This window comes from Pseudomonas alvandae (genome assembly GCF_019141525.1).
GTDB classification, from domain to species: domain Bacteria; phylum Pseudomonadota; class Gammaproteobacteria; order Pseudomonadales; family Pseudomonadaceae; genus Aquipseudomonas; species Aquipseudomonas alvandae.
In genome coordinates this window covers 5,533,195-5,555,187 of sequence record NZ_CP077080.1, presented here as the reverse complement: position 1 = coordinate 5,555,187, position 21,993 = coordinate 5,533,195, and the positions used below count along the sequence as shown (strand labels likewise).

General features: G+C 60.8%; 23 protein-coding genes. 5 read left to right on the top strand and 18 right to left on the bottom strand.

Annotated features, from left to right (window positions below):
* Positions 1–62 precede the first annotated feature (62 nt).
* The 4 genes from KSS97_RS24775 to KSS97_RS24760 form a co-directional block, all read right to left on the bottom strand.
* Positions 63–236, bottom strand: coding sequence for a DUF3094 domain-containing protein (locus tag KSS97_RS24775; RefSeq protein WP_003185543.1), 174 nt, complete (start codon positions 234–236; stop codon positions 63–65).
* Positions 237–288: 52 nt separating this feature from the next.
* Positions 289–816: an MOSC domain-containing protein gene (locus KSS97_RS24770; protein WP_198798128.1), complete on the bottom strand. Its 528-nt coding sequence runs from the start codon at positions 814–816 to the stop codon at positions 289–291.
* Complete coding sequence (locus KSS97_RS24765; RefSeq protein WP_030140261.1) at positions 813–1,439, bottom strand: DUF1780 domain-containing protein; 627 nt, start codon at positions 1,437–1,439, stop codon at positions 813–815. The genes KSS97_RS24770 and KSS97_RS24765 overlap by 4 nt, the downstream gene beginning before the upstream one ends.
* A 67-nt stretch (positions 1,440–1,506) precedes the next feature.
* Positions 1,507–2,400, bottom strand: coding sequence for a LysR substrate-binding domain-containing protein (locus KSS97_RS24760; protein ID WP_217860362.1), 894 nt, complete (start codon positions 2,398–2,400; stop codon positions 1,507–1,509).
* 141 nt (positions 2,401–2,541) lie between these two features.
* Between KSS97_RS24760 and KSS97_RS24755 the strand changes: the two genes are divergently transcribed.
* The 3 genes from KSS97_RS24755 (at position 2,542) to KSS97_RS24745 (ending at position 3,992) form a co-directional block, all read left to right on the top strand.
* The gene (locus tag KSS97_RS24755) at positions 2,542–2,955 is read left to right on the top strand and encodes a tautomerase family protein (protein ID WP_030140259.1); all 414 of its coding nucleotides are present in this window, start codon (positions 2,542–2,544) and stop codon (positions 2,953–2,955) included.
* 71 nt (positions 2,956–3,026) lie between these two features.
* Positions 3,027–3,713 carry an energy-coupling factor ABC transporter permease gene (locus tag KSS97_RS24750; protein WP_217860361.1) on the top strand — a complete coding sequence of 229 codons (687 nt, stop codon included), beginning with the start codon at positions 3,027–3,029 and terminating at the stop codon, positions 3,711–3,713.
* Between the two features lie 63 nt (positions 3,714–3,776).
* Positions 3,777–3,992, top strand: a complete 216-nt coding sequence (locus tag KSS97_RS24745) for a hypothetical protein (protein ID WP_030140257.1) — start codon at positions 3,777–3,779, stop codon at positions 3,990–3,992.
* Positions 3,993–4,063: 71 nt separating this feature from the next.
* Here the strand turns inward: KSS97_RS24745 and yacG are convergent, their stop codons facing one another.
* Genes yacG through pilB form a run of 5 tightly spaced genes read right to left on the bottom strand, consistent with a single transcriptional unit; the run spans position 4,064 to position 8,681 of the window.
* On the bottom strand, positions 4,064–4,270 hold the full coding sequence (gene yacG, locus KSS97_RS24740) for a DNA gyrase inhibitor YacG (protein ID WP_030140256.1): 207 nt from the start codon (positions 4,268–4,270) through the stop codon (positions 4,064–4,066).
* Positions 4,267–4,890, bottom strand: coding sequence for a dephospho-CoA kinase (gene coaE / locus KSS97_RS24735; RefSeq protein ID WP_217860360.1), 624 nt, complete (start codon positions 4,888–4,890; stop codon positions 4,267–4,269). Before coaE ends, yacG begins: the two co-directional genes overlap by 4 nt.
* On the bottom strand, positions 4,890–5,759 hold the full coding sequence (locus tag KSS97_RS24730; protein WP_217860359.1) for a prepilin peptidase: 870 nt from the start codon (positions 5,757–5,759) through the stop codon (positions 4,890–4,892). The genes coaE and KSS97_RS24730 overlap by 1 nt, the downstream gene beginning before the upstream one ends.
* A gap of 1 nt (position 5,760) precedes the next feature.
* The gene (locus KSS97_RS24725) at positions 5,761–6,978 is read right to left on the bottom strand and encodes a type II secretion system F family protein (RefSeq protein ID WP_030140253.1); all 1,218 of its coding nucleotides are present in this window, start codon (positions 6,976–6,978) and stop codon (positions 5,761–5,763) included.
* Between the two features lie 2 nt (positions 6,979–6,980).
* Positions 6,981–8,681, bottom strand: a complete 1,701-nt coding sequence (gene pilB / locus KSS97_RS24720; RefSeq protein ID WP_217860358.1) for a type IV-A pilus assembly ATPase PilB — start codon at positions 8,679–8,681, stop codon at positions 6,981–6,983.
* A 226-nt stretch (positions 8,682–8,907) separates the two neighbouring features.
* Here pilB and KSS97_RS24715 point away from each other — a divergent pair, with 226 nt between their 5' ends.
* The gene (locus KSS97_RS24715) at positions 8,908–9,330 is read left to right on the top strand and encodes a pilin (protein ID WP_030140251.1); all 423 of its coding nucleotides are present in this window, start codon (positions 8,908–8,910) and stop codon (positions 9,328–9,330) included.
* 344 nt (positions 9,331–9,674) lie between these two features.
* Positions 9,675–10,028 (top strand): BON domain-containing protein, encoded by a 354-nt coding sequence (locus KSS97_RS24710; protein ID WP_030140250.1) that lies wholly within the window; start codon positions 9,675–9,677, stop codon positions 10,026–10,028.
* Between the two features lie 315 nt (positions 10,029–10,343).
* Here KSS97_RS24710 and KSS97_RS24705 read toward each other — a convergent pair whose 3' ends face one another.
* The 9 genes from KSS97_RS24705 to folK all read right to left on the bottom strand — a co-directional run bounded on the left by KSS97_RS24705 (position 10,344) and on the right by folK (position 21,992).
* Entirely contained in the window at positions 10,344–10,643 is a 300-nt protein-coding gene (locus tag KSS97_RS24705) for a DUF2845 domain-containing protein (protein WP_030140249.1), read from the bottom strand.
* A gap of 1 nt (position 10,644) precedes the next feature.
* Positions 10,645–13,578, bottom strand: coding sequence for a DUF748 domain-containing protein (locus KSS97_RS24700; protein ID WP_217860357.1), 2,934 nt, complete (start codon positions 13,576–13,578; stop codon positions 10,645–10,647).
* Positions 13,579–13,696: 118 nt separating this feature from the next.
* Positions 13,697–14,713: a class I SAM-dependent rRNA methyltransferase gene (locus KSS97_RS24695; protein WP_030140247.1), complete on the bottom strand. Its 1,017-nt coding sequence runs from the start codon at positions 14,711–14,713 to the stop codon at positions 13,697–13,699.
* A 158-nt stretch (positions 14,714–14,871) separates the two neighbouring features.
* Positions 14,872–16,809 carry an acetate--CoA ligase gene (gene acs / locus KSS97_RS24690; RefSeq protein WP_217860356.1) on the bottom strand — a complete coding sequence of 646 codons (1,938 nt, stop codon included), beginning with the start codon at positions 16,807–16,809 and terminating at the stop codon, positions 14,872–14,874.
* Between the two features lie 192 nt (positions 16,810–17,001).
* Positions 17,002–18,666 (bottom strand): glucose-6-phosphate isomerase, encoded by a 1,665-nt coding sequence (gene pgi / locus KSS97_RS24685; RefSeq protein ID WP_030140245.1) that lies wholly within the window; start codon positions 18,664–18,666, stop codon positions 17,002–17,004.
* Positions 18,667–19,008: 342 nt separating this feature from the next.
* Positions 19,009–19,389: an aspartate 1-decarboxylase gene (gene panD / locus KSS97_RS24680; protein ID WP_030140244.1), complete on the bottom strand. Its 381-nt coding sequence runs from the start codon at positions 19,387–19,389 to the stop codon at positions 19,009–19,011.
* Between the two features lie 213 nt (positions 19,390–19,602).
* Positions 19,603–20,463 (bottom strand): pantoate--beta-alanine ligase, encoded by an 861-nt coding sequence (gene panC / locus KSS97_RS24675; protein WP_030140243.1) that lies wholly within the window; start codon positions 20,461–20,463, stop codon positions 19,603–19,605.
* Positions 20,460–21,260: a 3-methyl-2-oxobutanoate hydroxymethyltransferase gene (gene panB, locus KSS97_RS24670; RefSeq protein ID WP_030140242.1), complete on the bottom strand. Its 801-nt coding sequence runs from the start codon at positions 21,258–21,260 to the stop codon at positions 20,460–20,462. Before panB ends, panC begins: the two co-directional genes overlap by 4 nt.
* Before the next feature lie 246 nt (positions 21,261–21,506).
* Complete coding sequence (gene folK, locus KSS97_RS24665; RefSeq protein WP_030140241.1) at positions 21,507–21,992, bottom strand: 2-amino-4-hydroxy-6-hydroxymethyldihydropteridine diphosphokinase; 486 nt, start codon at positions 21,990–21,992, stop codon at positions 21,507–21,509.
* Position 21,993 lies beyond the last annotated feature (1 nt).

The window sequence follows — 21,993 nt, the reverse complement described above, 5'->3', positions numbered from 1 at the left end:
TCTCGCAAGGCTAAAGGAATTCGGTGCCGTTACCTGCGCGAGCATCAGCGACAAAAAGCGGCTCATAGCGTCAGGTAGCTGATCAGTCGGCTCAACAGGCCCAGGCCGATGGTCACGGCCAGTACCACCACGAGGAGCATCCACGGCCGAAAAGGCCGGCGCTCGACTCGGTGCTGGGACAGTTGCAGGTACTCTTCGACATGCTTCTGGTCATCTGGGTTCAGGCGACTGGTCATAAAGGCCTCGTCAGGTAGACGTTGCGGGATGTGAAGACGTTACAGCGTCCGGCTAGCCGGCATTGAAAGCCGCGTAGCCGCTCGCCGGAACGGGTTCGACGATCAGGCTGTCGTCCAGGCGAATGATTCCACTTTTTAACACTCGGGCGGTGATTCCGCCATGGCCGCGTACCGCCTGGAATGTACCTTCGCCAAGGTTTCGCTCCAGCCGTGCGCAGGGCTGGCACCAGCCGGTGGTTTCGAAAATGGCCTGGCCGATGCGAAAGCGCCGGCCCTTGAGGCTGAACAGGTTGATCCCGCTGACTACGATATTGCGCCGCAGCTCTCGCGGCAGTATGGGCTGATCGTCGGGACGGCCCATCAGCGAGCTGATCACGCCCAGGTGCTCCCACTGGATCAACGTCACCTGCCGCGCATTGCGCACGCCGGGGCGCGCATGATCGCCGGTGAGACCGGCCTCCAGGCGCGCCTCCACGGCGTCCAGCTCGATCATCGGCGCGTGACCCTGGGGCCGCACACCGATCCAGCGCACGCGGCCCTGTTGCGGCACGGCGGCGATCAGTTCCTGCAAGGGGCTCACAGGCTGATCCCGACATCGAAGACGATGCTGCGACCCAGGTTGCCCCGCAGGAAATCCGGCGCATCGGGATGGGCGAACAGTACGCGGGCGAAGGTCGGCCCCACCAGCGACAAGGAGCGCCAACCCTGGCGCAGGTATTCGGTCGGCGGCGGAAAGTGGCTGTTGAGGTCCAGCACTTCGCGCTTGAGGCTGGCGAACGCAATGATGTCCAACTCTCCCAGGTCCATGCCGCGCTCGGTGTAGTTGTGGGCTTTCTTGCGCAGGGTCGGCGCCAGCCGCATCAGGAATTCGTTGGCGGGGATCCGCCGGGGCTTGGCCTCGCGGCGCACCAGTTGGCTCAGGGAGAAGGCGCTGCGGCGACGCTGTAGTTCATCGCGCCATTCGTCATTGAGGCGACGGCCTTCGTCGAGCACAAAGAACACTTCGAAGTTGGCATCGCGGAACAAGACGTCTGGCGGCTCCCCGGCCGGCGCAAACTCGTCGGCGCGATAGGGCACGTTCAGCCCTTGCAGCAGGCGCTGGCAGACCCAACGCTCACGCTCCCATTTGCGGGCATTGGAGAGAAAGGCGTTGGCCTGCTCGGCAGCGATCGTCAGCAGGCGTAAATAATCGGAATCATCCATGAGCCCAAGCTTAGCGTTCAAATGTGTTGATAAAAAATAAAGCGTGTCGCTGAGGGCAAATTATCGCTCAGGCAGGGCCTGGCGGGCCGTCCTGTTCAGCCTGATGCGCCAGCCAGGCGCAGAACAGCTCCAGTTTCTTGCTGTGTTGCCCGCTTCGCTTCGCCAGGTAGACATAACGGCTCGGATAAAAGCCAAACAGTGCCACCAGGCGGCCAAGGCGAATATCGTCGGCCACCAGATGCCAAGGGGCGACGCAAATCCCCAAGCCGGCAATTGCCGCTTCCAAAGTAAAGTAATAGTGCTCGTATTCCAGTCCGGTCGGGGGCGTGTCCCGGTAGCCAACCGCGTTGGCCCAGTTTGCCCAGGCGTCTGGACGCGTTCGGGTATGCAGCAGCGGATGACTGAAGATCGAGCTCAGATCGGTGAGTTGCAGGCGTGCGGCTAATGCCGGCGACAAAACGATGCCCAGTCGTTCAGGAAACAGCAGGACCGTATTTTCTGGTTCGCCAATGACGTCCTGCTTCGCGGTGATCATCACGTCATAGCGATCCCGGCCCGGATCGGCCCCAGCGACCGGTGAACTCAAGCGAATCTTGATATCCGGGTAAGTCGAGTTGAAGTCGAACAGACGAGGTATCAACCACTTGACGGTAAACGTGCTGAAGCAGGAGACGTCAAGGGTGCCTGTCGCGGTATCGCGGACCCGGCCCACTGCCGCCTCGATCTGGTCCAGCGCGGCCGTCAATTGAGGCAAGAGTTCTTTGCCGGCCGTGGTGAGCTGCGGCTTGTTCTTGGGCCCTTCGAACAGATCGACGCCAAGGCTCAGTTCCAACTGGCGTACCTGGCGACTCACAGCGCCGGGCGTGACGGAAAGCTCTTCGGCAGCGGACGTCATTTTCCCGAGTCGAGCCGCAGCCTCGAAGGTACGCAACGCATTCAATGGGGGCAGGCGACGTCTCATGAAGTGACTTTAACTCAAATACTCCGGCCGCATAAATCGTTATCGGCGAACGTGAGGTTTGCGCAAAATCGCTGGGCTTGCGCTTATCCGCACACTGTTCAGGTGGTGGACTATTCGAGAATCCAATTGAGAGCAACTCACATGCCGTTTGTACGTACAGCTGTCACCAAAAGCACCAGCCAGCAACAGCGCCAACGCATCGTCGATGGCATACACCAAGCGTTGGTCGACGGCATTGGTATGCCCCAGGATGAATTGTTCAACCTGGTGACGGACTATGATCCGCAACAGTTCTTCTACAGCCGAACTTTCAATGGTGTGGCTCGTTCAGACAATTTGATCGTGATTGAGATTACGATGCGCAGAGGCCGCAGCGATGCGATGAAGCGTGACCTCTATAAAGGCATCGCTGACAATCTCGCCGGCCAAGCCCAGGTTCGCCCGCAAGACGTGTTCATTTTCATGCACGAAAATGACTATTCGGATTGGTCGGTGGGCTTCGGCAAGTTTGCAATGGCATTGGTGCAACAGCCTGGGAGCATCGTTACTGAATAGCGAACGAGCTGCCTGTTGAACCGGTGCTCGAACCCGCGCTGTACCACGTTCACGCCTTCGCAGGAGTTGCCATGATCGGTGCCGAACTGCTCTCACCGCAGACCCTGGCGGTCGGCTGGCTGGTTTACGTGCCGGTGCTGGCTTGGGCAGTGGCGCGGGCGCGGTGGGTCGAGTTGTTTACTGACAGCCGTCGCCAGCATTTGCTGTTCGGCACGGTGCTGGCGTTGTTCCTGTTATGGTTGGTACGGCGAGACTTCGACACGGGCGTCTCGTATCACTTCCTCGGCATGACCGCCGTCACCTTGCTGCTGGACTGGCCGCTGGCGATCCTCGGTGGGCTCTGTGCGCAGCTCGCGCTGGTGCTGCTGGGCCGTCAGGACATGATGGCGGTCGGCATCAATGGCGCGCTGTTGATTCTCCTGCCGGTGCTGATCACTGAAGGTTGCGCCGTCCTGGTGGAGCGTGCCCAGCCGCGCAATCTGTTTGTGTATATCTTCTGTTCCGGGTTTCTCGCCGCCGCGCTTTCGGCGCTGGGGTGCCTGTTGCTGGGGCTTGGCCTGCTCTGGTACGACGGCATCTTCGTCATGCCGTACTGGCTGGAGGACTTCATCGGTTACCTCTGGCTGATCATCTTCCCCGAGGCCTTCATCAACGGCATGGTGGTCAGCGCGCTGGTGGTGTTCAGTCCCGAATGGCTGGAGACCTTCAACCGCACGCGCTACCTGTCGGCGCCCTGGAACGATGAGGACAAGCCTTGATTCACGTCAAGGCTGCACCGCCTGCCGCGCTGCATGCTTTGGAAAATTTCCAGGAGTGCAACCATGAGTGTTTATGAGTGGGCGAGGCAAGAAATCCGGCGCAGTCACGACGCGGCCATGGAGATCGGCTTTGACCCGGGTTTGAGCCTGCGGGCCTTGCTCAGCGCAATCGTGCAGCAGAGCAAGACCGTACGCAGTGTCGACGATTTGGCCGATGAGTTGAGTTTCCTCGCGGAAAATCTCGACGACAGCCAGGATTACGGGTTCATGCGGCCTTAGGGGGTAAATGCTGCCCGATGACTCTGTGGCGAGGGGATTTATCCCCTCGCCACAATGATTCAGGCCAGGCCTTAGTGATGCGAGCGGGGATTGAAGTCTTCGCTGAACAACTCATCCTCGGCGTCCGGGGCCACCGGAATCTTGTGTTCTTCCGACGCCCAGGCGCCGAGGTCTATCAGCTTGCAGCGATCCGAGCAGAACGGCCGGAATTTGCTTTCAGGGGTCCATTCGACCGGGGCGCCACAGGTTGGGCAATCAACGATTGGGGGTTGGCTCATGATTGGCCTCCACGCAGGGTAAGATAAAAGTGATGCAGGCGCTCGACCTCGCTGTGCAGCCAGGCGAGGTCGCGGTCGTTGACCACCACGTCGTCGGCATGGCTCAGGCGATCCTGGCGACTTGATTGAGCCTTGAGGATCGCCTGGACCTGCTGCTCGCTGGTCTGGTCGCGCTGCAAGGTGCGTTCGACCTGCAATTGTTCAGGTGCGTCGATCACCAGGATCCGCTGAGTCATGGCGTACTGCCCCGACTCGATCAATAGCGGTGACACCAGGATCGCATAGGACGATCTTGCCTGGGCCAGATGATGAGCGATCTCTTCGGCAATCAGCGGGTGCAGCAGTGCCTCCAGCCAGCGGCGCTCCTCGGCATTCTCGAAGATGAGCGTGCGCAGCGCGGCTCGATCCAGCGCGCCGTCCGCTTGCAGCACACCCGGGCCAAAGTGCTCGGCAATTTTTCCCAGCGCCGGGCGTCCGGGTTCGACGACCCAGCGCGCCGCATGGTCAGCGTCGATGACGTGCACGCCCAGGTCGATGAAGTGCTGGGCCGCTGCGCTCTTGCCGCTGCCGATGCCACCGGTCAGGCCGAGAATCCAGGGTTTTTCCGCGGAGCTGTTCATTAGAAACCGACTGAGTGCCAATAGAAGTCGGTTATTTGACCACCCCAGAGCAAGGCAATCCAGCCGGCAATCGCCAGATAGGGTCCGAAGGGGATCTGTGTCGATGTCGGTGCGTTGCGCATGCGCAGCATGACGACGCCGACGACGGCGCCCACCAGCGAAGACAGCAGCAGCGTCACTGGCAGGATTTGCCAGCCGCCCCAGGCGCCCAGCATCGCCAGCAGCTTGAAGTCGCCATAGCCCATGCCTTCCTTGCCGGTCAGCAACTTGAACACCCAGAACACCACCCACAGCACCAGATAACCGCCGACAGCGCCCCATAATGCCTGGTTGAGGGACACGAACAGCCCGAAGCTGTTGACGATCAAGCCCAGCCACAACAAGGGCAGTACGAGAGAGTCGGGCAGCAATTGATGCTCGGCGTCGATCAGGCTCATGGACAACAAGCCCCAGCTCAGCACCATCGCCATTGCCGCATGCCAGCCGAAGCCGAAATGCCAGGCGACGAACGCCGACAGGGCGCCACAAGCCAGTTCGGTCAATGGGTAGCGCTTGCCGATGGGGGCGGTGCAACTGGAGCAGCGCCCGCGCAACGCCAGGTAGCTGAACAGTGGAATATTTTCCCAGGCGCGGATGCGGTGGCCGCAGTGCGGGCACTGGGAATGGGGCAGCATCAGGTTGTAGACCGGGCCGGGAGCTTCGGCCGGCAGTCCGAGCAAGTCCTGGGCTTGTAGCCGCCATTCACGGTCAAGCATCTTCGGCAGACGCCAAACCAGCACGTTGAGAAAACTGCCAATGATCAGCCCGAGCAGCAGTGCCGTCAGCACGAAAGCCAAGGGGTAAAGCAGGAAGAATTCGCTCAAGGGCATGTCAGATCGCAGAGCCGAGTTGGAAGATGGGCATGTACATGGCAACCACCAGGCCACCGACGACCACCCCCAGGATCACCATGATGAAGGGTTCCATCAGGCTGGTGAGGTTGTCCACCAGATTATCCACTTCGGCTTCGTAAAAACTCGCCACCTTGTCGAGCATGTCATCCAGCGCGCCGGATTCCTCGCCAATGGCCGTCATCTGGATCGCCAGGTTGGGGAAGATGCCGGAGGCACGCATGGAAAAATTCAGCTGCATGCCGGTCGAGACGTCTTGTCGAATGCGAAGCACCGCACGCTTGAATACCACGTTGCCGGTGGCGCCCGACACCGAGTCGAGGGCTTCGACCAGCGGCACGCCGGCGGCGAATGTCGTGGACAGCGTACGGGCATAGCGAGCCACGGCGGACTTGTACATCAGGGTGCCCACCAGGGGCAGCTTGAGCAGCCACTTGTCCCGCCAGTCACGGAATGCCTGGGAGCGCTTCAGCGCATATTTCACGCCGAAAAATCCACCCACCAACCCACCCAGCAGTATCCACCACCATTCCTGCAAGAATTCCGACAGGCCGATGACCATCAGCGTGAAGGCCGGCAATTTTGCGCCAAAGCCTGCGAATACCGACTCGAACTGCGGCACGACCTTGATCAGCAGGATGCTCGTGACCACGGCCGCGACAGCTACCACGGCCGCGGGATACGTCATGGCTTTCTTGATCTTGGCCTTGAGGGCCTCGCTTTTTTCCTTGTAGGTCGCGACCCGGTCCAGCAGCGTATCGAGTGCACCGGCCTGCTCGCCGGCGTCCACCAGGTTGCAATACAACTCATCGAAATACTGCGGGCATTTGCGCAACGCCGCAGCAAAGCTGTTGCCGGCGGCGACCTCCTGTTTCACCTCGTCCACCAGCTTGCGCATGTTGGCGTTGTCGAAGCCTTCGCCAATGATGTCGAACGCTTGCAGCAACGGCACGCCAGCCTTGAGCATCGTCGCCATCTGGCGTGTGAAGAGGGCGATGTCCAACGGCTTGATGCGCTTGCCCTTGCTGAATATCGAAGTGGATTTCTTGCGCACCTTGCCTGGATTGATACCCTGTTTGCGCAGTTGCGCCTTGATCAGCGCCGGGCTCTGGCCGGTCAGTTCGCCGGACATTTTCGTGCCTTTGCGGTCCTTGCCTTCCCACACGTAGACGTCGGTTTTTACTGCCTTGACCGCCATGTTCAATCCTTGGTGACCCGGTTGATTTCTTCGAGGCTGGTGATGCCTTGCATCACTTTGGCCAGCCCCGACGTACGCAGGTCGTTGAAGCCGTCCTTGCGCATTTGCAGGTCGATTTCCAGGGAGTTGCCCTCGGCCATGATCAACCGTTGCAGCTCCGGCGTGTTCTTGACCACTTCGTATACCCCCACGCGACCTTTGTAGCCGTTGTTGCACTGTTCGCAACCGACCGGCTCATAGATCGTGAATGAGCCGATGCGTTCCCGGGGGAAACCTTCCTTGAGCAGGGTTTCCTCAGGAACCTCGATGGCTCTCTTGCAATGCGTACACAATTTTCGCGCCAGGCGCTGGGCGATGATCAGGTGCACCGCCGTGGCGATGTTGAACCCTGGGATGCCCATGTTATGCAGGCGGACCAGGGTTTCGGCGGCGCTGTTGGTGTGCAGGGTGGACAGCACCAGGTGCCCGGTCTGGGCGGCCTTGATGGCGATTTCGGCGGTTTCCAGGTCGCGGATCTCGCCGACCATGATCACATCCGGGTCCTGGCGCAGGAAGGAGCGCAAGGCATGGGCGAAATCCAGGCCCTGGCGTGGGTTCACGTTGACCTGGTTGATGCCCTCCATATTGATTTCCACCGGGTCTTCGGCGGTGGAAATATTGATGTCCACGGTGTTGAGGATGTTCAAGCCGGTGTAGAGCGACACGGTCTTGCCCGAACCGGTCGGCCCGGTTACCAGGATCAGCCCCTGCGGCTGCTTGAGGGCAGCCATGTACAAGTCTTTCTGTTCCGGCTCGTAGCCCAGGGCGTCGATGCCCATTTGCGCACTGGAGGGGTCGAGGATCCGGATCACTACTTTTTCGCCCCAGAGCGTGGGCAAGGTGTTGACCCGGAAATCAATGGACTTGGTTTTTGACAGGCGCATCTTCAAGCGACCGTCCTGGGGTTTGCGCCGCTCGGAAATGTCCAGGCTGGCCATGACCTTGAGGCGCGCGGCAATACGGTTGGCCAGTTGGATGGGGGGCTTGGCGACCTCCCGCAGCATGCCGTCGGTGCGCACCCGGACCCGGTAGGTTTTTTCATAGGGTTCGAAGTGCAGGTCGGAAGAGCCACCCTTGATGGCATCCAGCAGCATCTTGTTGACGAAGCGCACCACCGGCGCATCGTCGCCGTCCTGTCCGACGATGCTGTCCTGCTTGCGATCATCGGTCGACTCGATGTCCAGGCCGTCGAGGTCGACGTCGGCCATGCCCTCCAGGCCGGTGCTGCTGGACTCGAAGAATTTCTCGATGGCATCGCTGAGCTTGTCGTCTTCCACCAGGATGGCTTCGGTGGTCAGGCCGGTGCTGAACTGGATGTCGTTGATGGCTTGATGGTTAGTGGGGTCGGAAATGCCCACGTACAGCTTGTTGCCGCGCCGCCACAGCGGCAGGGCGTGATGCTGGCGCACCAGTTTTTCGCTGACCAGGCCAGCGGGCTGGTTGTCCTTGTCGAGGCTGTTGAGGTCCAGCAGGGCTATACCGAAATGCTCCGAGGCGATTTCCGCCACCTGCCGGCTCTGGATCAGTTTGTTCTGCACCAGGTAACTGACCAGGGGCACTCGATTGCGCTGGGCCTGTTGAAAAGCCTGCTGCGCGCTTTGTTCGGTGATCAGTTCGGCCAGCACCAATTGCTTGGCCAGGCCGCTGAGGGCGATGTCATTCATGGGGATACCGGACGCGGGCTGTTCATGATTTATAGCCTAGTCAAGCATAGGCGGCTGACCAGCGAGCAGAGGTGACAAAAAGCGTCAGATAGTGCGGTTGTTGGGGTAGGACGGCGGGCCTTTGCGGCGGGGAAGGCCTTGTGTGGCTGGGCTTTCCAGGGTTGGCATGTGCCCTGCAACGGCCGTTTCAGGTCATGAGATTCCGACTCATGCATGGGAGATGTCTATGAACAAGCAAAAGGGTTTTACGCTGATCGAGCTGCTGATCGTGGTGGCGATCATTGGGATCCTGGCGACGTTTGCGTTGCCGCAGTATTCGAAGTATCAGGCGCGGGCGAAGGTGACGGTCGGGTTGGCGGAGGCTTCTTCGTTGAAGGTGCCGGTTGAAGACCTTCTGAATAAAGGTACGACGCCAACCGCTGCCAACACGGGCGTACCGGCATCAAGCAATAATTGCACAATGGCTGTCTCAGGTGATGCTGCTGCCGGGACCGCCACCGTCACTTGCACCATCAAGGAAGCGCCTTCTTCCATTGTTGGTAAAACGATCACTCTCAGTCGTGCCGGAACGGGCGCCTGGACCTGTGCTTCTAATGTTGCTGAAGAGTTCTTGCCAGCGGGCGGCTGCACCGTAGCGGCTGCACCGTAAATACCTCATCCACCTGAGGCTCAAGTCCGTCACCATGGCGCAAGATTGCTTGCGCCGTCTGGCTTACATTAAGGGCTGCTACGCAGCCCAGCGGGAGCAAGCTCCCTCGCCACGGAAAATCTTGTTAATTCATAACGTTAGCGAACGGCTTAAACCCGCAAGTTGCATGTACCAAAATCCCCGGTCATGCAATTTGCATGATTGTGAAAACAACCGCTTCGCTTAACTATTTGATTTATCAGGAAATTTCTTTTGTTTCAAAACTGGCACAGCCTTCGCACTACTCCTGACAACCTGCCGCGATGCACTTTCGGCAGTTTCTGAGAAAAACAGGAGTTACTCGTATGAAGAAGTTCGCTATCACTGCCGCTGCTGCCACTGCACTGACCCTGACCATGGCTAGCGCTTTCGCCGAGACCACTCAAGCAACTCAGGCCCCGATGATGCTGGCTGCGGGCGAAGTGACAGAGGCTAAGGAAGACGTTTCCGATACCTGGATCACCACCAAGGTCAAAGCCGACCTGGTCACCGAGAAAGGCATTCCAGGCTCCGACATCAAGGTTGAAACCAACAAGGGCGTTGTGTCCCTGTCTTCGACCACTGTCTTGAGCGATGCGCAGAAAGACACCGCCGTCGCGATCACCAAGAAAATCAAAGGCGTCAAAGCCGTATCGGCTGATGGCCTGAAATCCGAGTAAGGAAAGGCTTCTCGCCTGGACGGGAGAAGGCGCGGCAAGCGGGCCGGGTTATACGCTTGCCGTCGCTTTGGAGTTCATGCGAAAGGCCACATGGACGTGGCCATTACAGGCCTCCTGCATTCGTGCCGGGGGCCTGTTCTATTCTGGGAGGGAGCATGTGAGCCAGTCAGGGAAACCGAGTAGTCCCTTTCGCGAGCAGGCTCGCTCCCACATTTGATCGCATTCTTCCAGAAACAACCCGGCCCCTGTGGGAGCGAGCCTGCTCGCGAAAGCGTCGGCACTGTCGCTGCAGATATCCTGGAATAGCCCAGCCCATCACCGCCCACGCTTGCTGGTGATCTGCACCAGCCGGTTCCCCTCGAAGCGCAAATACTGGTACATCCCGCTGTTGGGCCCGTAGGTCCATTCCTCCACCGGATATTCTTCCCGGCGGTTGACGCTGCGTTTGTAGCCCAGGTCATCACGCGCCGCAGGCTGACCACATTTTTGCAGCACCTCGCTCGAACGATCCCCGACGCTGATCAACTGGCTGCCGCAACGCAATGTATCGGCGGCCGAGGCCTGGCCGGCTGCGAGTAGCAGCAGGCTCAGGCTGAGTCCGTACAGAGACTTCATTTCATTCCGCATCCAAATGCATTGGGGTGATGACGGTACCGTCTTTTTCGGCCTGGCCCAGGCTCGCGTCGATGAAGTACACCCGGTCATCGGCCAGCTTGCCTTTGTCCACCAGGAAATCCTTGATGCTGCTGGCGCGCTCCTGGCCCAGTTCACGCAACAGCAGGTCGCTGCCGCTCCAGAACGTGATGACCCCTTCCCGGAGTTTCTCGATGCGGGCCTTCTTGTCCAACTGCGTCCATTCAGCCGGTGGCTGGGTTTTCAGGCGAGTGCGGTAGATTCCTTCCAGCAGGGGAGGTTTTTCATCTTCCGGTACTTGCAGCAACGAAGCCTTGGCCGGGACTTTGTCGCCCCGGCGCTGCAGCATCTTGTAATAGGTGTATTGGTATTCGCGTTCCAGGCGCTGGCCGGCGAGCAGCGGACCGTCGCTGCTTTCGGCGGCGGTGCCTTCGATTTCCAGGCGCAGTTCGGGACGCTTGCCCAAGGCTTCGGACAGCTTGAGCAGCACGCTTTCGTTTTCCTTGCTCAATTCGCTGGACCCCGGTGCGAATGCCACGCTCCCCAGGTCTTCCGAGCCACCGCCGGCGACCAGCCCGCCGATGAGCTTGAACGGCGCCTGGGCTGCGCGGACCACCAGGTTGCGCAGGGTCTGCCAGACAATCGGCATCACGCTGAACTGCGGGTCGTTGAGGTTGCCGGAGACCGGCAGTTCGATGGTAATCCTGCCCTCGGAGTCCTTGAGCAAGGCGACGGCCAGCTTGAGCGGCAGGCTGACGGCGTCTGGACTGTCGACCTTTTCACCCAGTTGCAACTGCTCGACCACGACTTTGTTGTCGGCCTGGAGCTGGCCCTTGGTGATCCGGTAATGCAGGTCGAGATTGAGCCGGCCCTTGCGGATGCGGTAGCCGGCGAACTTGCCGGAATAGGGCGTCAGGGTGGTCAGCTCGACCCGTTTGAAACTGGTGGCGATGTCGAGGCTCGCCATCGGGTCGAAGGGATTGACCGCGCCCTTGATAGTGACGGGTGCATAGCGATCGACCTTGCCCTTCACATCCACGCTGGCCGGCTTGGCCTGGCGGCTGTCGATGGTGCCGATTTCACCGTTGAGTTGCTGGATGGCCGTGGCGAAGTTTGGCGTCAGGCTGAAGTCGGCGAAGTTGGCCGAGCCATCGTTGATGGCGATGCCACCAATATGAATACCCAGCGGCTTGTCCTTCGAGGCCGGTTTGGCCGCCGTATTCTTCGCGGGTCCATCGGCCGGTTGTGGAATCAACAGATCGTCGACGCTGGTGGTGCGATCTTCGTTGATCATGAAGCGCGCATAGGGCTGGAACAGGTTGACCTTGTCGATCGACAGGCTGTCGCCATGCTGGTAATTGAGGCCCTGGACTTCCAGGCGCTGCCATTTGAGAAAGTCACGGGTCTTGAGGGTGTCGAGGGTGTGCAACTGATCGACCTGGGCACGGCCGGTGACCGCGAATGCCAGGGGGGCGGTGTTCTTGAGGTCCACCACCAGATCACTGCCGAGCATCCCGGAGCGCAGCTCCAGGCGAATGAACGGATTGATGTAGGCTTGGGCGACTCGCAGGTCAATGTCTTGCGTCTTGACGTTGAGCTTCGCAGTGACGGGGTTCAGGTTGACCACGCCATCGGCGAGGATCTTGCCCTGCTTGCCCAGCCCGGTATCCAGCTTGAGATTGAAAGGCGAGCCATTGAGGGTGTCGTAGTTCTGCAGGTCCAGGTTAAGTGGGCCGACCTCCAACGCGACGGCCGGCTGTGCCTGGCGGTCGGCCAGGTGCACTTGGTAATTACGCAGTTGCACATCTTTCAACAGCACCTGCCACGGCTTGCTCGGTGCTGTCGGCTCAGGCTTGGGCGAGTCGGCGGCTGCCGGTGCGGACGCCGGTTCGACCTTGGCCTTTGGCTTGGCTGGCTGGCTGGCGAAGAGCTTCTGCCAGTCCAATTGTCCGTCCGCTTCCCGCGCGGCCCAGGTTTCGAGTTTCTGGCTACGAACCTTGCCGACGATGACCTGCTGCTTCGCCAGGTCCAGGGAAGTTTCGCTGACGTCGAGACGTTCAAGCCTGGCCAGGGGACGACCATCCGGTGCCTTGATGGCGAAAGGGGCGACACTGATAGCCGTGTTGTTGAGCAGCAGTTCCGTGCCCTTGGCGAGGTTGAGTTTGTAGTCGGTGCTGAGGTTCAGCACGCCGTTTTCCAACACCAGGGGCACCGCGTCACGCACATAGGGCCACCAGGCTTTCATCTGGCCATCGGTGACTTTCAGCGTCCCTTCGGAGGCAATCGGCGCCAGGCTGAAGTTGCCCTTCCAGTCGATCTGCCCGCCCGCGGGACCCGCGGCAACGAGGGTCATGTCTGCGCTGTCGTCGGGCAGGGTGCTGAGGTTCTTCAGTTCGAAATCGAGGGTGTCGTAGAGAAACTCGATGGGTTCGCTGGGCCGCAGGTCCTGGAAGTGAACGTAGCCGCTGGCGAGTTTGATCCGGTCCACTCGCAAGGGAAATGGCTTGGCCTCGGGATCGGCTGGCGTTGGCTCGCTGGGCGGCAGTTTGAACAGTCCCAGCAGGTTCAACTGACCGTCCTTGGCGAATATCACTTCGGTCTTTGGCTTGTCGAGCTCGATGTCGGCCAGGTGCAGGGCGCCGGACCAAATGCTGTCGAGCTGCAGGTTCGCGTAGAGGCGTTCAAAGCCAACCTGCTCCTTGCCCGGCTCGCCGACCATCAAGCCCCACACAGTCACTTCAAGGCTGAAAGGATTGAGTTCGATGCGCTGGATCTGGGCCGGCACCGTCGCGTGGGCGGCCAGTTGCTGGTTGGCGATACGCAGGGCAATGCCCGGCAATATCAGGAAGCCCAACAGGCTGTAGAGGGCCAATGCGGTCAACAGGGCGCCGAGAGCGCGAATCAATCCTTTGGGCATGTGTGGCTTCGTCTGGTGTGAATCGGAGTGCCTTGGAGTATGGCATGCGTTTACGGTTCCGAAGCCACTGTGTTTTATGAGATTTGTCCGTTTTTTTTGTGGGATTGCTGGGGCCTGCTCAGAACTGGAGAATCAATGTTTTGAGCGGTGGCTGCCGATCCTGTGACGGAAAATCGTCGCCGGGCGCCAGCACGCTCCATTCGCGTACCGGCCGACCGATCTTCTGCGCACACCGCAACACCTGTTCGCGCCAGTCGTCCATGGATACCTTCGCCAGGTTGTTGCAGCAGATCAGCACGCCATCGTCGGCGGTGGTGAGCAGCGCTGGCTTGAGCAAACTCTGGTAATCGCGCAACAGATCGACGGTGCCAAAGGCGCTTTTGGCCCAGGCGGGCGGATCAAGTAGCACCAGGTCATATTGGCGCGGTTCCAGGCGAACATAGCTGGGCAGTTTCTGCCCGCGCCGCTGGCTGATGGGCAGGCCGGCCAGTTGACGAATCGCCGGGAAATAATCCGACTGTATGAACTCCATCGTCGGCAGCTCCGGGTTGAGCAAGCCGTTCTCGCGTCCCACCGCCAGGTTGCCTTCGGCGAAATCCAGGTTGCAGACCTCCCGCGCTCCGCCAGCCGCTGCGCTGAGGCCTACGCCGCAGGTGTAGGCAAAGAGGTTCAGGACGCTTTTGCCCCGGCTGTGGTCCTTGACCCAGCCGCGTGCGTTGCGCAGGTCGAGGAACAGCAACGGATCCTGGCCGGCATGACGCCCGCGAACGCGGTAGTTCAAGCCCCATTCATGCCCGATGAGGTCTTGCAGGGCGGCCTCGTCAGCCTGGTAGACGCTGTCCTGGCGGTCGATGCGAGAGTTGCCCCGGGAGCGATCGTTGTAGACCAGCAGGCTGTCCAGGCCCAGGCGTTCGTTGACGATGCCGTGCAGTTGCAGCAGCTCATCTCGCTCCAGCGACTGATGAAAACTCTGCACCAGCAGTTGCGGGCCGTAGCGGTCGACGGTCAGGCCGGGCGCGCCTTCCTGGCTGCCGTGGAACAGGCGATAGCAGTCGGTGCCTTGCCGGTGCAGTTGGTCGAGCAGGGCCTGGCGCTGTTCGAGGGCGGCGCGCAGCGCCAGATTCAAGGAAGACATGCCGGGCGCGCCTTAGAGAAATGAGGCGCGGGAGTTTAACAGTTATGGCTGGCGTGGTCGTTGTGGGAGCGAGCTTGCTCGCGATAACAGTGCGTCAGAGACATCGGTATCAACTGATACACCGCCATCGCGAGCAAGCTCGCTCCCACAAGGAATCATCAGCGGTTCAGGCGCTTGTCGATCAGGCCCTCCACCACGCTCGGGTCGGCCAGGGTCGAGGTGTCGCCGAGGCTGTCGAGTTCGTTGCAGGCGATCTTGCGCAGGATCCGTCGCATGATCTTGCCCGAACGAGTCTTGGGCAGGGCCGGCGCCCACTGGATCAGCTCCGGTTTGGCAAAACTTCCGATTTCCTTGCTGACATGGGCCAGCAACTCCTTCTTCAGCTCATCGTTGGCCTCGACACCGTCCATCGGGGTGACGAAGGCATAGATGCCCTGGCCCTTGAGGTCGTGGGGATAACCGACGACCGCCGCTTCGGCAATGCTGTCGTGCAGCACCAGGGCGCTTTCCACCTCGGCGGTGCCGATACGGTGGCCCGAGACGTTGATGACGTCGTCGATGCGTCCGGTGATCCAAAAGTCGCCGTCTTCGTCGCGCCGGGCGCCATCACCTGTGAAGTAATAGCCAGGGTAGGGCTTGAAGTACGTATCGACCATGCGCTGGTGATCGCCATAGACGCTGCGAATCTGTGCCGGCCAGCTCGACTTGATCGCCAGCACGCCGCTGCCCGCGCCGATGATTTCCTTGCCAACCTCATCCAGCAGCACCGGTTGCACGCCGAACATCGGTCGCGTGGCGCAGCCTGGCTTGAGCCGTGGCGCGCTCACCAGGGGGCTGAGCATGATGCCGCCGGTCTCGGTCTGCCACCAGGTATCGACAATCGGGCAACGCTGTTCGCCTACAACGTTGAAATACCATTCCCACGCCTCGGGGTTGATCGGCTCACCGACACTGCCGAGCAATCGCAGGCTCTTGCGAGAAGTTTCCTGCAGGGGCGCTGCGCCTTCGCGCATCAGTGCACGCAGGGCGGTTGGCGCGGTATAGAAAATGTTGACTTGATGCTTGTCGATCACCTGCCAGAACCGCGAACTGCTCGGATAACTCGGCACGCCCTCGAATATCAGCGTGGTGGCACCGTTGGCCAGCGGACCGTAGACGATGTAGCTATGGCCAGTGACCCAGCCGACGTCGGCGGTGCACCAGAAGACTTCGTTGTCACGGTAATCGAGTACGTACTTGAAGGTCATCGCCGCTTGCAGCAGATAACCGCCAGTGGTGTGCAGCACACCCTTGGGCTTGCCGGTGCTGCCGGAGGTATAGAGGATGAACAACGGGTCTTCGGCGTCCATTGGTTCAGGCGGGCAATCGTCGCTCACCTCATGTGTGGCCTGGTGATACCAGAGGTCCCGACCTTCGATCCAGTTCACCTCGCCCTGGGTGCGCTCGACCACCAGCACGGTGCTGACGTTCGGGCAGCTTTCCAGCGCTTTGTCGACATTGCGCTTGAGCGGTATGAAACGCCCGCCGCGCACGCCTTCATCGGCGGTGATGACGGTGCGGCAATCGGCATCGAGAATCCGGTCGCGCAGCGAATCCGGCGAAAAGCCGCCGAACACCACCGAATGCACCGCACCGATACGTGTGCAGGCGAGCATCGCGTAGGCCGCTTCCGGAATCATTGGCATGTAGATGCAGACCCGGTCGCCTTTCTTCACGCCACGGCTTTTCAGCACATTGGCCAGGCGACACACGTGATGATGAAGTTTTCTGTAGCTGATTTCTGCCGATTCGGCGGGGTTGTCGCCTTCCCAGATGATCGCGGTCTGGTCGCCGCGCGTCGCCAGGTGTCGGTCGATGCAATTGGCGCTGACGTTCAGCGTGCCGCCGGCGAACCAGCTCGCGTCGCCGTTCTTGAGGTTGTAGCGCTGGACGGTCTGCCACGGGGACATCCAGTCGAGAAAGCGCGTGGCCTGCTCGGCCCAGAAGGTGCTGGGGTGTTCGATGGATTCTTTGTAGAGCCGCTTGTACTCGTCCTGACTCAGTTGCGCAGCCCGGCGGACGGCATCGGCGTGGGGGTACTGGCTGATATCGAACATGACGGTTCCTTATTCTTGTTTTGCGACAAGGTATAAAGATGCGCTCGGTGGCCCGTGGGTTCAAGTCATGCACAAAGCAACTGTGGGAGCGGGCTTGCTCGCGAAGACGGTGTGTCAGTCAACATCTTAGTTGACTGACACACCGCTTTCGCGAGCAAGCCCGCTCCCACAGGGATAAAACAGACTCAGGGATCAGCCGCGATGACGCCCGCGGAAGTAGTTGATCAGGCCTTGAGTCGAGGCATCTTCGGCTGGGTTCTCTTCGCTTCCCACCAGGCGGTTGTAGACGCCCTTGCCCAGTTCCTTGCCCAGCTCCACGCCCCACTGGTCGAAGGCGTTGATGCCCCAGACCACGCTCTGCACGAACACTTTGTGTTCATACAGCGCAACCAGCGCACCGAGACGACGTGGACTGATGCGCTCGACCACCAGGGTGTTGCTCGGACGGTTGCCCGGAATCACCTTGTGTGCCGCCAGCTTCTGCACTTCGTCCTCGCTCATGCCCTTGTCACGCAACTCGGCCTCGGCCTCGGCGCGGGTCTTGCCGAGCATCAGCGCCTGGCTTTGGGACAGGCAGTTGGCGTACAGCCACTGGTGATGGTCGGAAACCGGGTTGAAGCTGACGATCGGCACGATGAAGTCGGCCGGGATGAATTGGGTGCCTTGGTGCAGCAACTGATGGTAAGCGTGCTGGCCGTTGGCGCCGACGCCGCCCCAGATCACCGGACCGGTGTCGGTGGAGACTGGCGTACCGTCCTGGCGCACGCTCTTGCCGTTGGATTCCATGTCCAGCTGTTGCAAGTGCTTGGTGATGTTGCGCAGGTAATGGTCGTACGGCAGGATCGCGTGGCTCTGCGCACCCCAGAAGTTGCCGTACCACACGCCCAGCAATGCCAGGAGCACCGGCATGTTCTGTTCGAACGGGGCGCTCTGGAAATGCTGGTCCATGGAATAGGCGCCGGACAGCAGTTCCTTGAAGTTCGACATGCCGATGGCCAGGGCAATCGGCAGGCCGATGGCCGACCACAGCGAGTAGCGACCGCCGACCCAGTCCCACATCGGGAAGATGTTCTCTTCGCGGATGCCGAAGGCCACGGCGGCCGCGTTGTTGCTCGATACGGCGATGAAGTGGCGATACAACTCCGCTTCCGAACCGCCCTGGGCCAGGTACCAGGCACGGGCGGCCTGGGCGTTCTTCAGGGTTTCGAGGGTGTTGAAGGATTTCGACGAGACGATGAACAGCGTGGTCTCGGCGCGCAGCTTCATGGTCAGTTCGTGGAACTCGCTGCCATCGATGTTCGCCAGGTAGTGGCAGCGAACGCCTTTGTGCGTGTAGGACAACAGTGCTTCGGACACCAGTTGCGGACCGAGGAACGAACCACCAATACCGATGTTCACCACGTCGGTGATCGGCTTCTCGGTGTAACCGCGCCACAGGCCGTCGTGAATGCGGCCGACCAGGTCGGTGATCTGGTTCAGCACCTTGTGCACGTCCGGCATCACGTTGACGCCGTTGACCAGCAACTTGTCGCCGACTGGACGGCGCAGGGCGGTGTGCAGGGCCGGGCGGTTTTCCGATGCGTTGACGATTTCGCCTTCGAACAGCGCCTTGATCGCGCCCTTGAGGTCGACTTCGTTCGCCAGGCCCACCAGCAGGTCGCGGGTCTGGGCGTTGATCAGGTTCTTCGAATAATCGAGAAACAGGCCGCAGCTCGAAAGGGTGAATTGGTTGAAACGCTGCGGATCGGCATTGAACGCTTCGCGCATGCTGAAATCCTGCATGGCTTTGCGGTGGTCATTCAGCGCTTGCCAGGCGGGCAGAGCGGTCACGTCTTGAGGAGTTCGGTAATACGCCATCGCTGCGGGTTTCCTTTTTACTTGAACGACCTTTTGTACACTAAAAATTCCGGCGCGGCTGGAGGCGGGCGTCCGGATAACTGCGTCGACACGATCGCCGGGCACAGGGCGACTACAGTAAACCTCGCGTTGCGATCTGTCTTGACTTTGTCTGACCGTTTCCCGGTACTTTTTTGTACAACTGGGTGGGAAAGGTCCGACAAACGGAAACGCAGATTGCTTACTGTGGGAGCGAGCTTGCTCGCGATAGCGGTGTGTCAGTCGGCATCTGTATCAACTGGCCCGCCGCCATCGCGAGCAAGCTCGCTCCCACAGGGGAAAGTGGTGACGCAGGTGTTTCGATCAGGCCAGTTGAACCGGAATGGCGTTGCTGGTGTGGCTCAGTTCGTTGCCCGGCGCCATGTAGAGCATGCGTGGCTTGAAGTTGAGCAACTCGGCCTCGCTGTAGTGGGCATAGGCGCAGATGATCACGCGGTCACCGACCTTGGCCTTGTGCGCTGCGGCACCGTTCACCGAGATCATTCGCGAACCTTCCTCGCCACGGATGGCGTAGGTGGTGAAGCGTTCGCCATTGTCGACGTTATAGATCTGGATCTGTTCATACTCGCGGATGCCCGACAGGTCCAGCCACTCTCCATCAATGGCGCAGGAGCCTTCGTAGTCGAGCACGGCGTGAGTGACTTCGGCGCGGTGCAACTTGGCCTTGAGCATGATGGCGTGCATGGGTGTTTCCTCTGGTCGGGTCCGAACGGCGGGCAGTTTGCCCGAAGGCTTGGGGGGCGGCAATACGGGGGGATGTGCAGATGCAGTCTGTTAAACACCACATCACCCCTGTGGGAGCGAGCCTGCTCGCGATAGCGGTGCATCAGTCAACGTCTATATCAACTGACCTACCGTTTTCGCGAGCAGGCTCGCTCCCACATCGGGGCTGAGGTGTCAGGCGTGCGCGTCGAGATCCAGGTGCAGGTTGTCGATCAGGCGCGTGGTACCGAGGAATGCCGCCACCAGGATCACCAGGTCGCGATCCTCGTTCACGGCCGGACGCAAGGTCTTGGCGTGGCGGATTTCCAGGTAGTCGGGGCGCAGGCCAGCGGCTTCCAGTTGCTGTAGCTGCTCAGCGATGAGCGCTGGGTAATCCCGCTGCCCTTGCTTGATGGCCTCGGCGATCTGGCTCAGGACGCGATAGACCACGGGGGCGACGGCGCGTTGATCAGGGCTGAGAAAGCCGTTGCGTGAAGACAGCGCGAGGCCGTCCTCGGCGCGAACGGTCGGCTCGCCGATGATCTGGATCGGCATGTTCAGGTCATGGACCAAGGCGCGGATCACCGCCAGTTGCTGGAAATCCTTCTGGCCGAACACCGCCAGGTCCGGCTGGACCATGTTGAACAGCTTGCTGACCACCGTCGCCACGCCTTCGAAATGCCCCGGACGGCTGGCGCCGCAGAGCCCTTCGGATAGCTGCGGGACACTGACCCGGGTCTGCCCGGCCATGCCGTCGGGGTACATCTCCTCGACGCTGGGGGCGAACAGCAAGTGGCAACCGGCCTGGAGCAATTTCTCCTGGTCCGCCGCCAGGGTGCGCGGGTACTTGTCCAAATCTTCGCCAGCGCCGAACTGCAATGGGTTGACGAAGATGCTCGCCACGACGAAATCGGCTCGTTGCGAGGCTTTGGTCACCAGGGCCATGTGGCCGCTGTGCAAGTTGCCCATGGTCGGGACGAAGGCGATGCGCTTGCCCTCGCCACGGGCGCGAGCCACGGCGGCCCGGAGTTCGCGTACGGTCTTGACGGTGTTCATGCGGAGAATCCGTGTTCGGCGCCCGGGAAGGACGCCGCCTTCACTTCGGCGACGTAGGCTTGCAGGGCTGCCTGGATAGAGGGTTGCCCAGCCATGAAGTTTTTCACGAACTTCGGCACGCGACCGGTGATCGACAGCCCGAGCATGTCGTGGAGCACCAGCACCTGACCGTCGGTGGCGTTGCCAGCGCCGATGCCGATCACTGGAATCTTCACCGCCTGGGTGATTTCCTGGGCCAGTTCGCTGGGCACGCATTCGAGCAGCAACATGGCGGCTCCGGCCTGCTCCAGCGCGATCGCATCGGCGCGCATCTGCCGCGCCTGGTTTTCATTGCGGCCCTGGACCTTGTAGCCACCGAGGATATTCACGGCTTGAGGGGTGAGGCCCAAGTGCGCGCACACCGGAATGCCACGTTCGGCCAGCAGCCGTATCGAATCGGCCAGCCACAACGCACCTTCGACCTTGACCATGTGGGCGCCGGCCTGCATCAGCAGGGCGCTGTTGGCCATGGTTTGTTCAAGGGTGGCGTAGGCCATGAACGGCAGGTCGGCGAGGATCAGCGCGTCGGTGTTACCACGCTTGACCGCCGCTACGTGGTAGGCCATCTCGGCAGTGGTCACCGGCAAGGTGCTGTCGTGACCTTGCAACACCATGCCGAGGGAGTCGCCCACCAGCAGCACCTCGACTCCAGCCTCATTGCAGGCATGGGCGAAGGTGGCGTCATAGCAGGTCAGCATGGTGATTTTTTCACCTTTTTGCTTGAGACCTTGCAGCGTGGTCAGGGTAATAGCTGGCATGAAAAAGTCCTCATGAGGCGCTCGAATACAGGCGCACCTTCTTTGCGTGGTGCTTGTAAGGCCTGGATTGCGCCCATTAGCGCCGCGTTGGCGGCGACGGGACGCCTATAGTCGTGAGGAGTATCGGGGAAGTCAATTGGATGTGTTACCGCCGGGTGTTACCGCGGTTACTGATGCGTTTCAGCGAGGGGGTGTGTTTAAGATCTGACTGCCCGGTCCTGGATTCTGTGGGAGCGAGGGTGTCCGTCAGAGAGGTGGCAAGCGTTCCAAACCGGCGAAGGGGCACGCCGCAAGGAGATCCTTGAGCAGGCGTCCATCGGCCAGGCGCAGGTCGGCGGGGGCCAGTTCGGCCAGGGGGTAGAGCACAAAAGCCCTGGCTTGCATATGGTAGTGGGGGACTTTGAGGCGGGGCTCGTCGATCAGACGGTCACCGAACAGCAGGATGTCCAGGTCCAGGGTGCGCGGGCCCCAGCGCTCAAGGCGCTCGCGACCCTGGCCGGTTTCGATGGCTTGCAGCGCGTCGAGCAACTCAAGCGGTGCCAGGTCGCTGTCCAGGGCCGCCACCGCATTGGTGTAGCGCGGCTGGCCGGGCAGCAGGGAATCGCTTTGATAAAACGCCGAGACGCCTGCCAGTCGGGTCTCGGGCAGGCGCGCCAGCGCCTCGATGGCGCAGCGCAGTTGCTCGGCGGGTTCGGCCAGGTTGCTGCCCATGCCGATATAGATGCGTTCCATC

Excerpts from the sequence above, each read along its gene's own strand:
- KSS97_RS24775 (WP_003185543.1), bottom strand. The coding sequence starts at position 236 with ATGACCAGTCGCCTGAACCCAGATGACCAGAAGCATGTCGAAGAGTAC.
- KSS97_RS24765 (WP_030140261.1), bottom strand. The coding sequence starts at position 1,439 with ATGGATGATTCCGATTATTTACGCCTGCTGACGATCGCTGCCGAGCAG.
- KSS97_RS24760 (WP_217860362.1), bottom strand. The coding sequence starts at position 2,400 with ATGAGACGTCGCCTGCCCCCATTGAATGCGTTGCGTACCTTCGAGGCT.
- KSS97_RS24755 (WP_030140259.1), top strand. The coding sequence starts at position 2,542 with ATGCCGTTTGTACGTACAGCTGTCACCAAAAGCACCAGCCAGCAACAG.
- KSS97_RS24750 (WP_217860361.1), top strand. The coding sequence starts at position 3,027 with ATGATCGGTGCCGAACTGCTCTCACCGCAGACCCTGGCGGTCGGCTGG.
- KSS97_RS24745 (WP_030140257.1), top strand. The coding sequence starts at position 3,777 with ATGAGTGTTTATGAGTGGGCGAGGCAAGAAATCCGGCGCAGTCACGAC.
- yacG (WP_030140256.1), bottom strand. The coding sequence starts at position 4,270 with ATGAGCCAACCCCCAATCGTTGATTGCCCAACCTGTGGCGCCCCGGTC.
- coaE (WP_217860360.1), bottom strand. The coding sequence starts at position 4,890 with ATGAACAGCTCCGCGGAAAAACCCTGGATTCTCGGCCTGACCGGTGGC.
- KSS97_RS24730 (WP_217860359.1), bottom strand. The coding sequence starts at position 5,759 with ATGCCCTTGAGCGAATTCTTCCTGCTTTACCCCTTGGCTTTCGTGCTG.
- KSS97_RS24725 (WP_030140253.1), bottom strand. The coding sequence starts at position 6,978 with ATGGCGGTCAAGGCAGTAAAAACCGACGTCTACGTGTGGGAAGGCAAG.
- pilB (WP_217860358.1), bottom strand. The coding sequence starts at position 8,681 with ATGAATGACATCGCCCTCAGCGGCCTGGCCAAGCAATTGGTGCTGGCC.
- KSS97_RS24715 (WP_030140251.1), top strand. The coding sequence starts at position 8,908 with ATGAACAAGCAAAAGGGTTTTACGCTGATCGAGCTGCTGATCGTGGTG.
- KSS97_RS24710 (WP_030140250.1), top strand. The coding sequence starts at position 9,675 with ATGAAGAAGTTCGCTATCACTGCCGCTGCTGCCACTGCACTGACCCTG.
- KSS97_RS24705 (WP_030140249.1), bottom strand. The coding sequence starts at position 10,643 with ATGAAGTCTCTGTACGGACTCAGCCTGAGCCTGCTGCTACTCGCAGCC.
- KSS97_RS24700 (WP_217860357.1), bottom strand. The coding sequence starts at position 13,578 with ATGCCCAAAGGATTGATTCGCGCTCTCGGCGCCCTGTTGACCGCATTG.
- KSS97_RS24695 (WP_030140247.1), bottom strand. The coding sequence starts at position 14,713 with ATGTCTTCCTTGAATCTGGCGCTGCGCGCCGCCCTCGAACAGCGCCAG.
- acs (WP_217860356.1), bottom strand. The coding sequence starts at position 16,809 with ATGTTCGATATCAGCCAGTACCCCCACGCCGATGCCGTCCGCCGGGCT.
- pgi (WP_030140245.1), bottom strand. The coding sequence starts at position 18,666 with ATGGCGTATTACCGAACTCCTCAAGACGTGACCGCTCTGCCCGCCTGG.
- panD (WP_030140244.1), bottom strand. The coding sequence starts at position 19,389 with ATGCACGCCATCATGCTCAAGGCCAAGTTGCACCGCGCCGAAGTCACT.
- panC (WP_030140243.1), bottom strand. The coding sequence starts at position 20,463 with ATGAACACCGTCAAGACCGTACGCGAACTCCGGGCCGCCGTGGCTCGC.
- panB (WP_030140242.1), bottom strand. The coding sequence starts at position 21,260 with ATGCCAGCTATTACCCTGACCACGCTGCAAGGTCTCAAGCAAAAAGGT.
- folK (WP_030140241.1), bottom strand. The coding sequence starts at position 21,992 with ATGGAACGCATCTATATCGGCATGGGCAGCAACCTGGCCGAACCCGCC.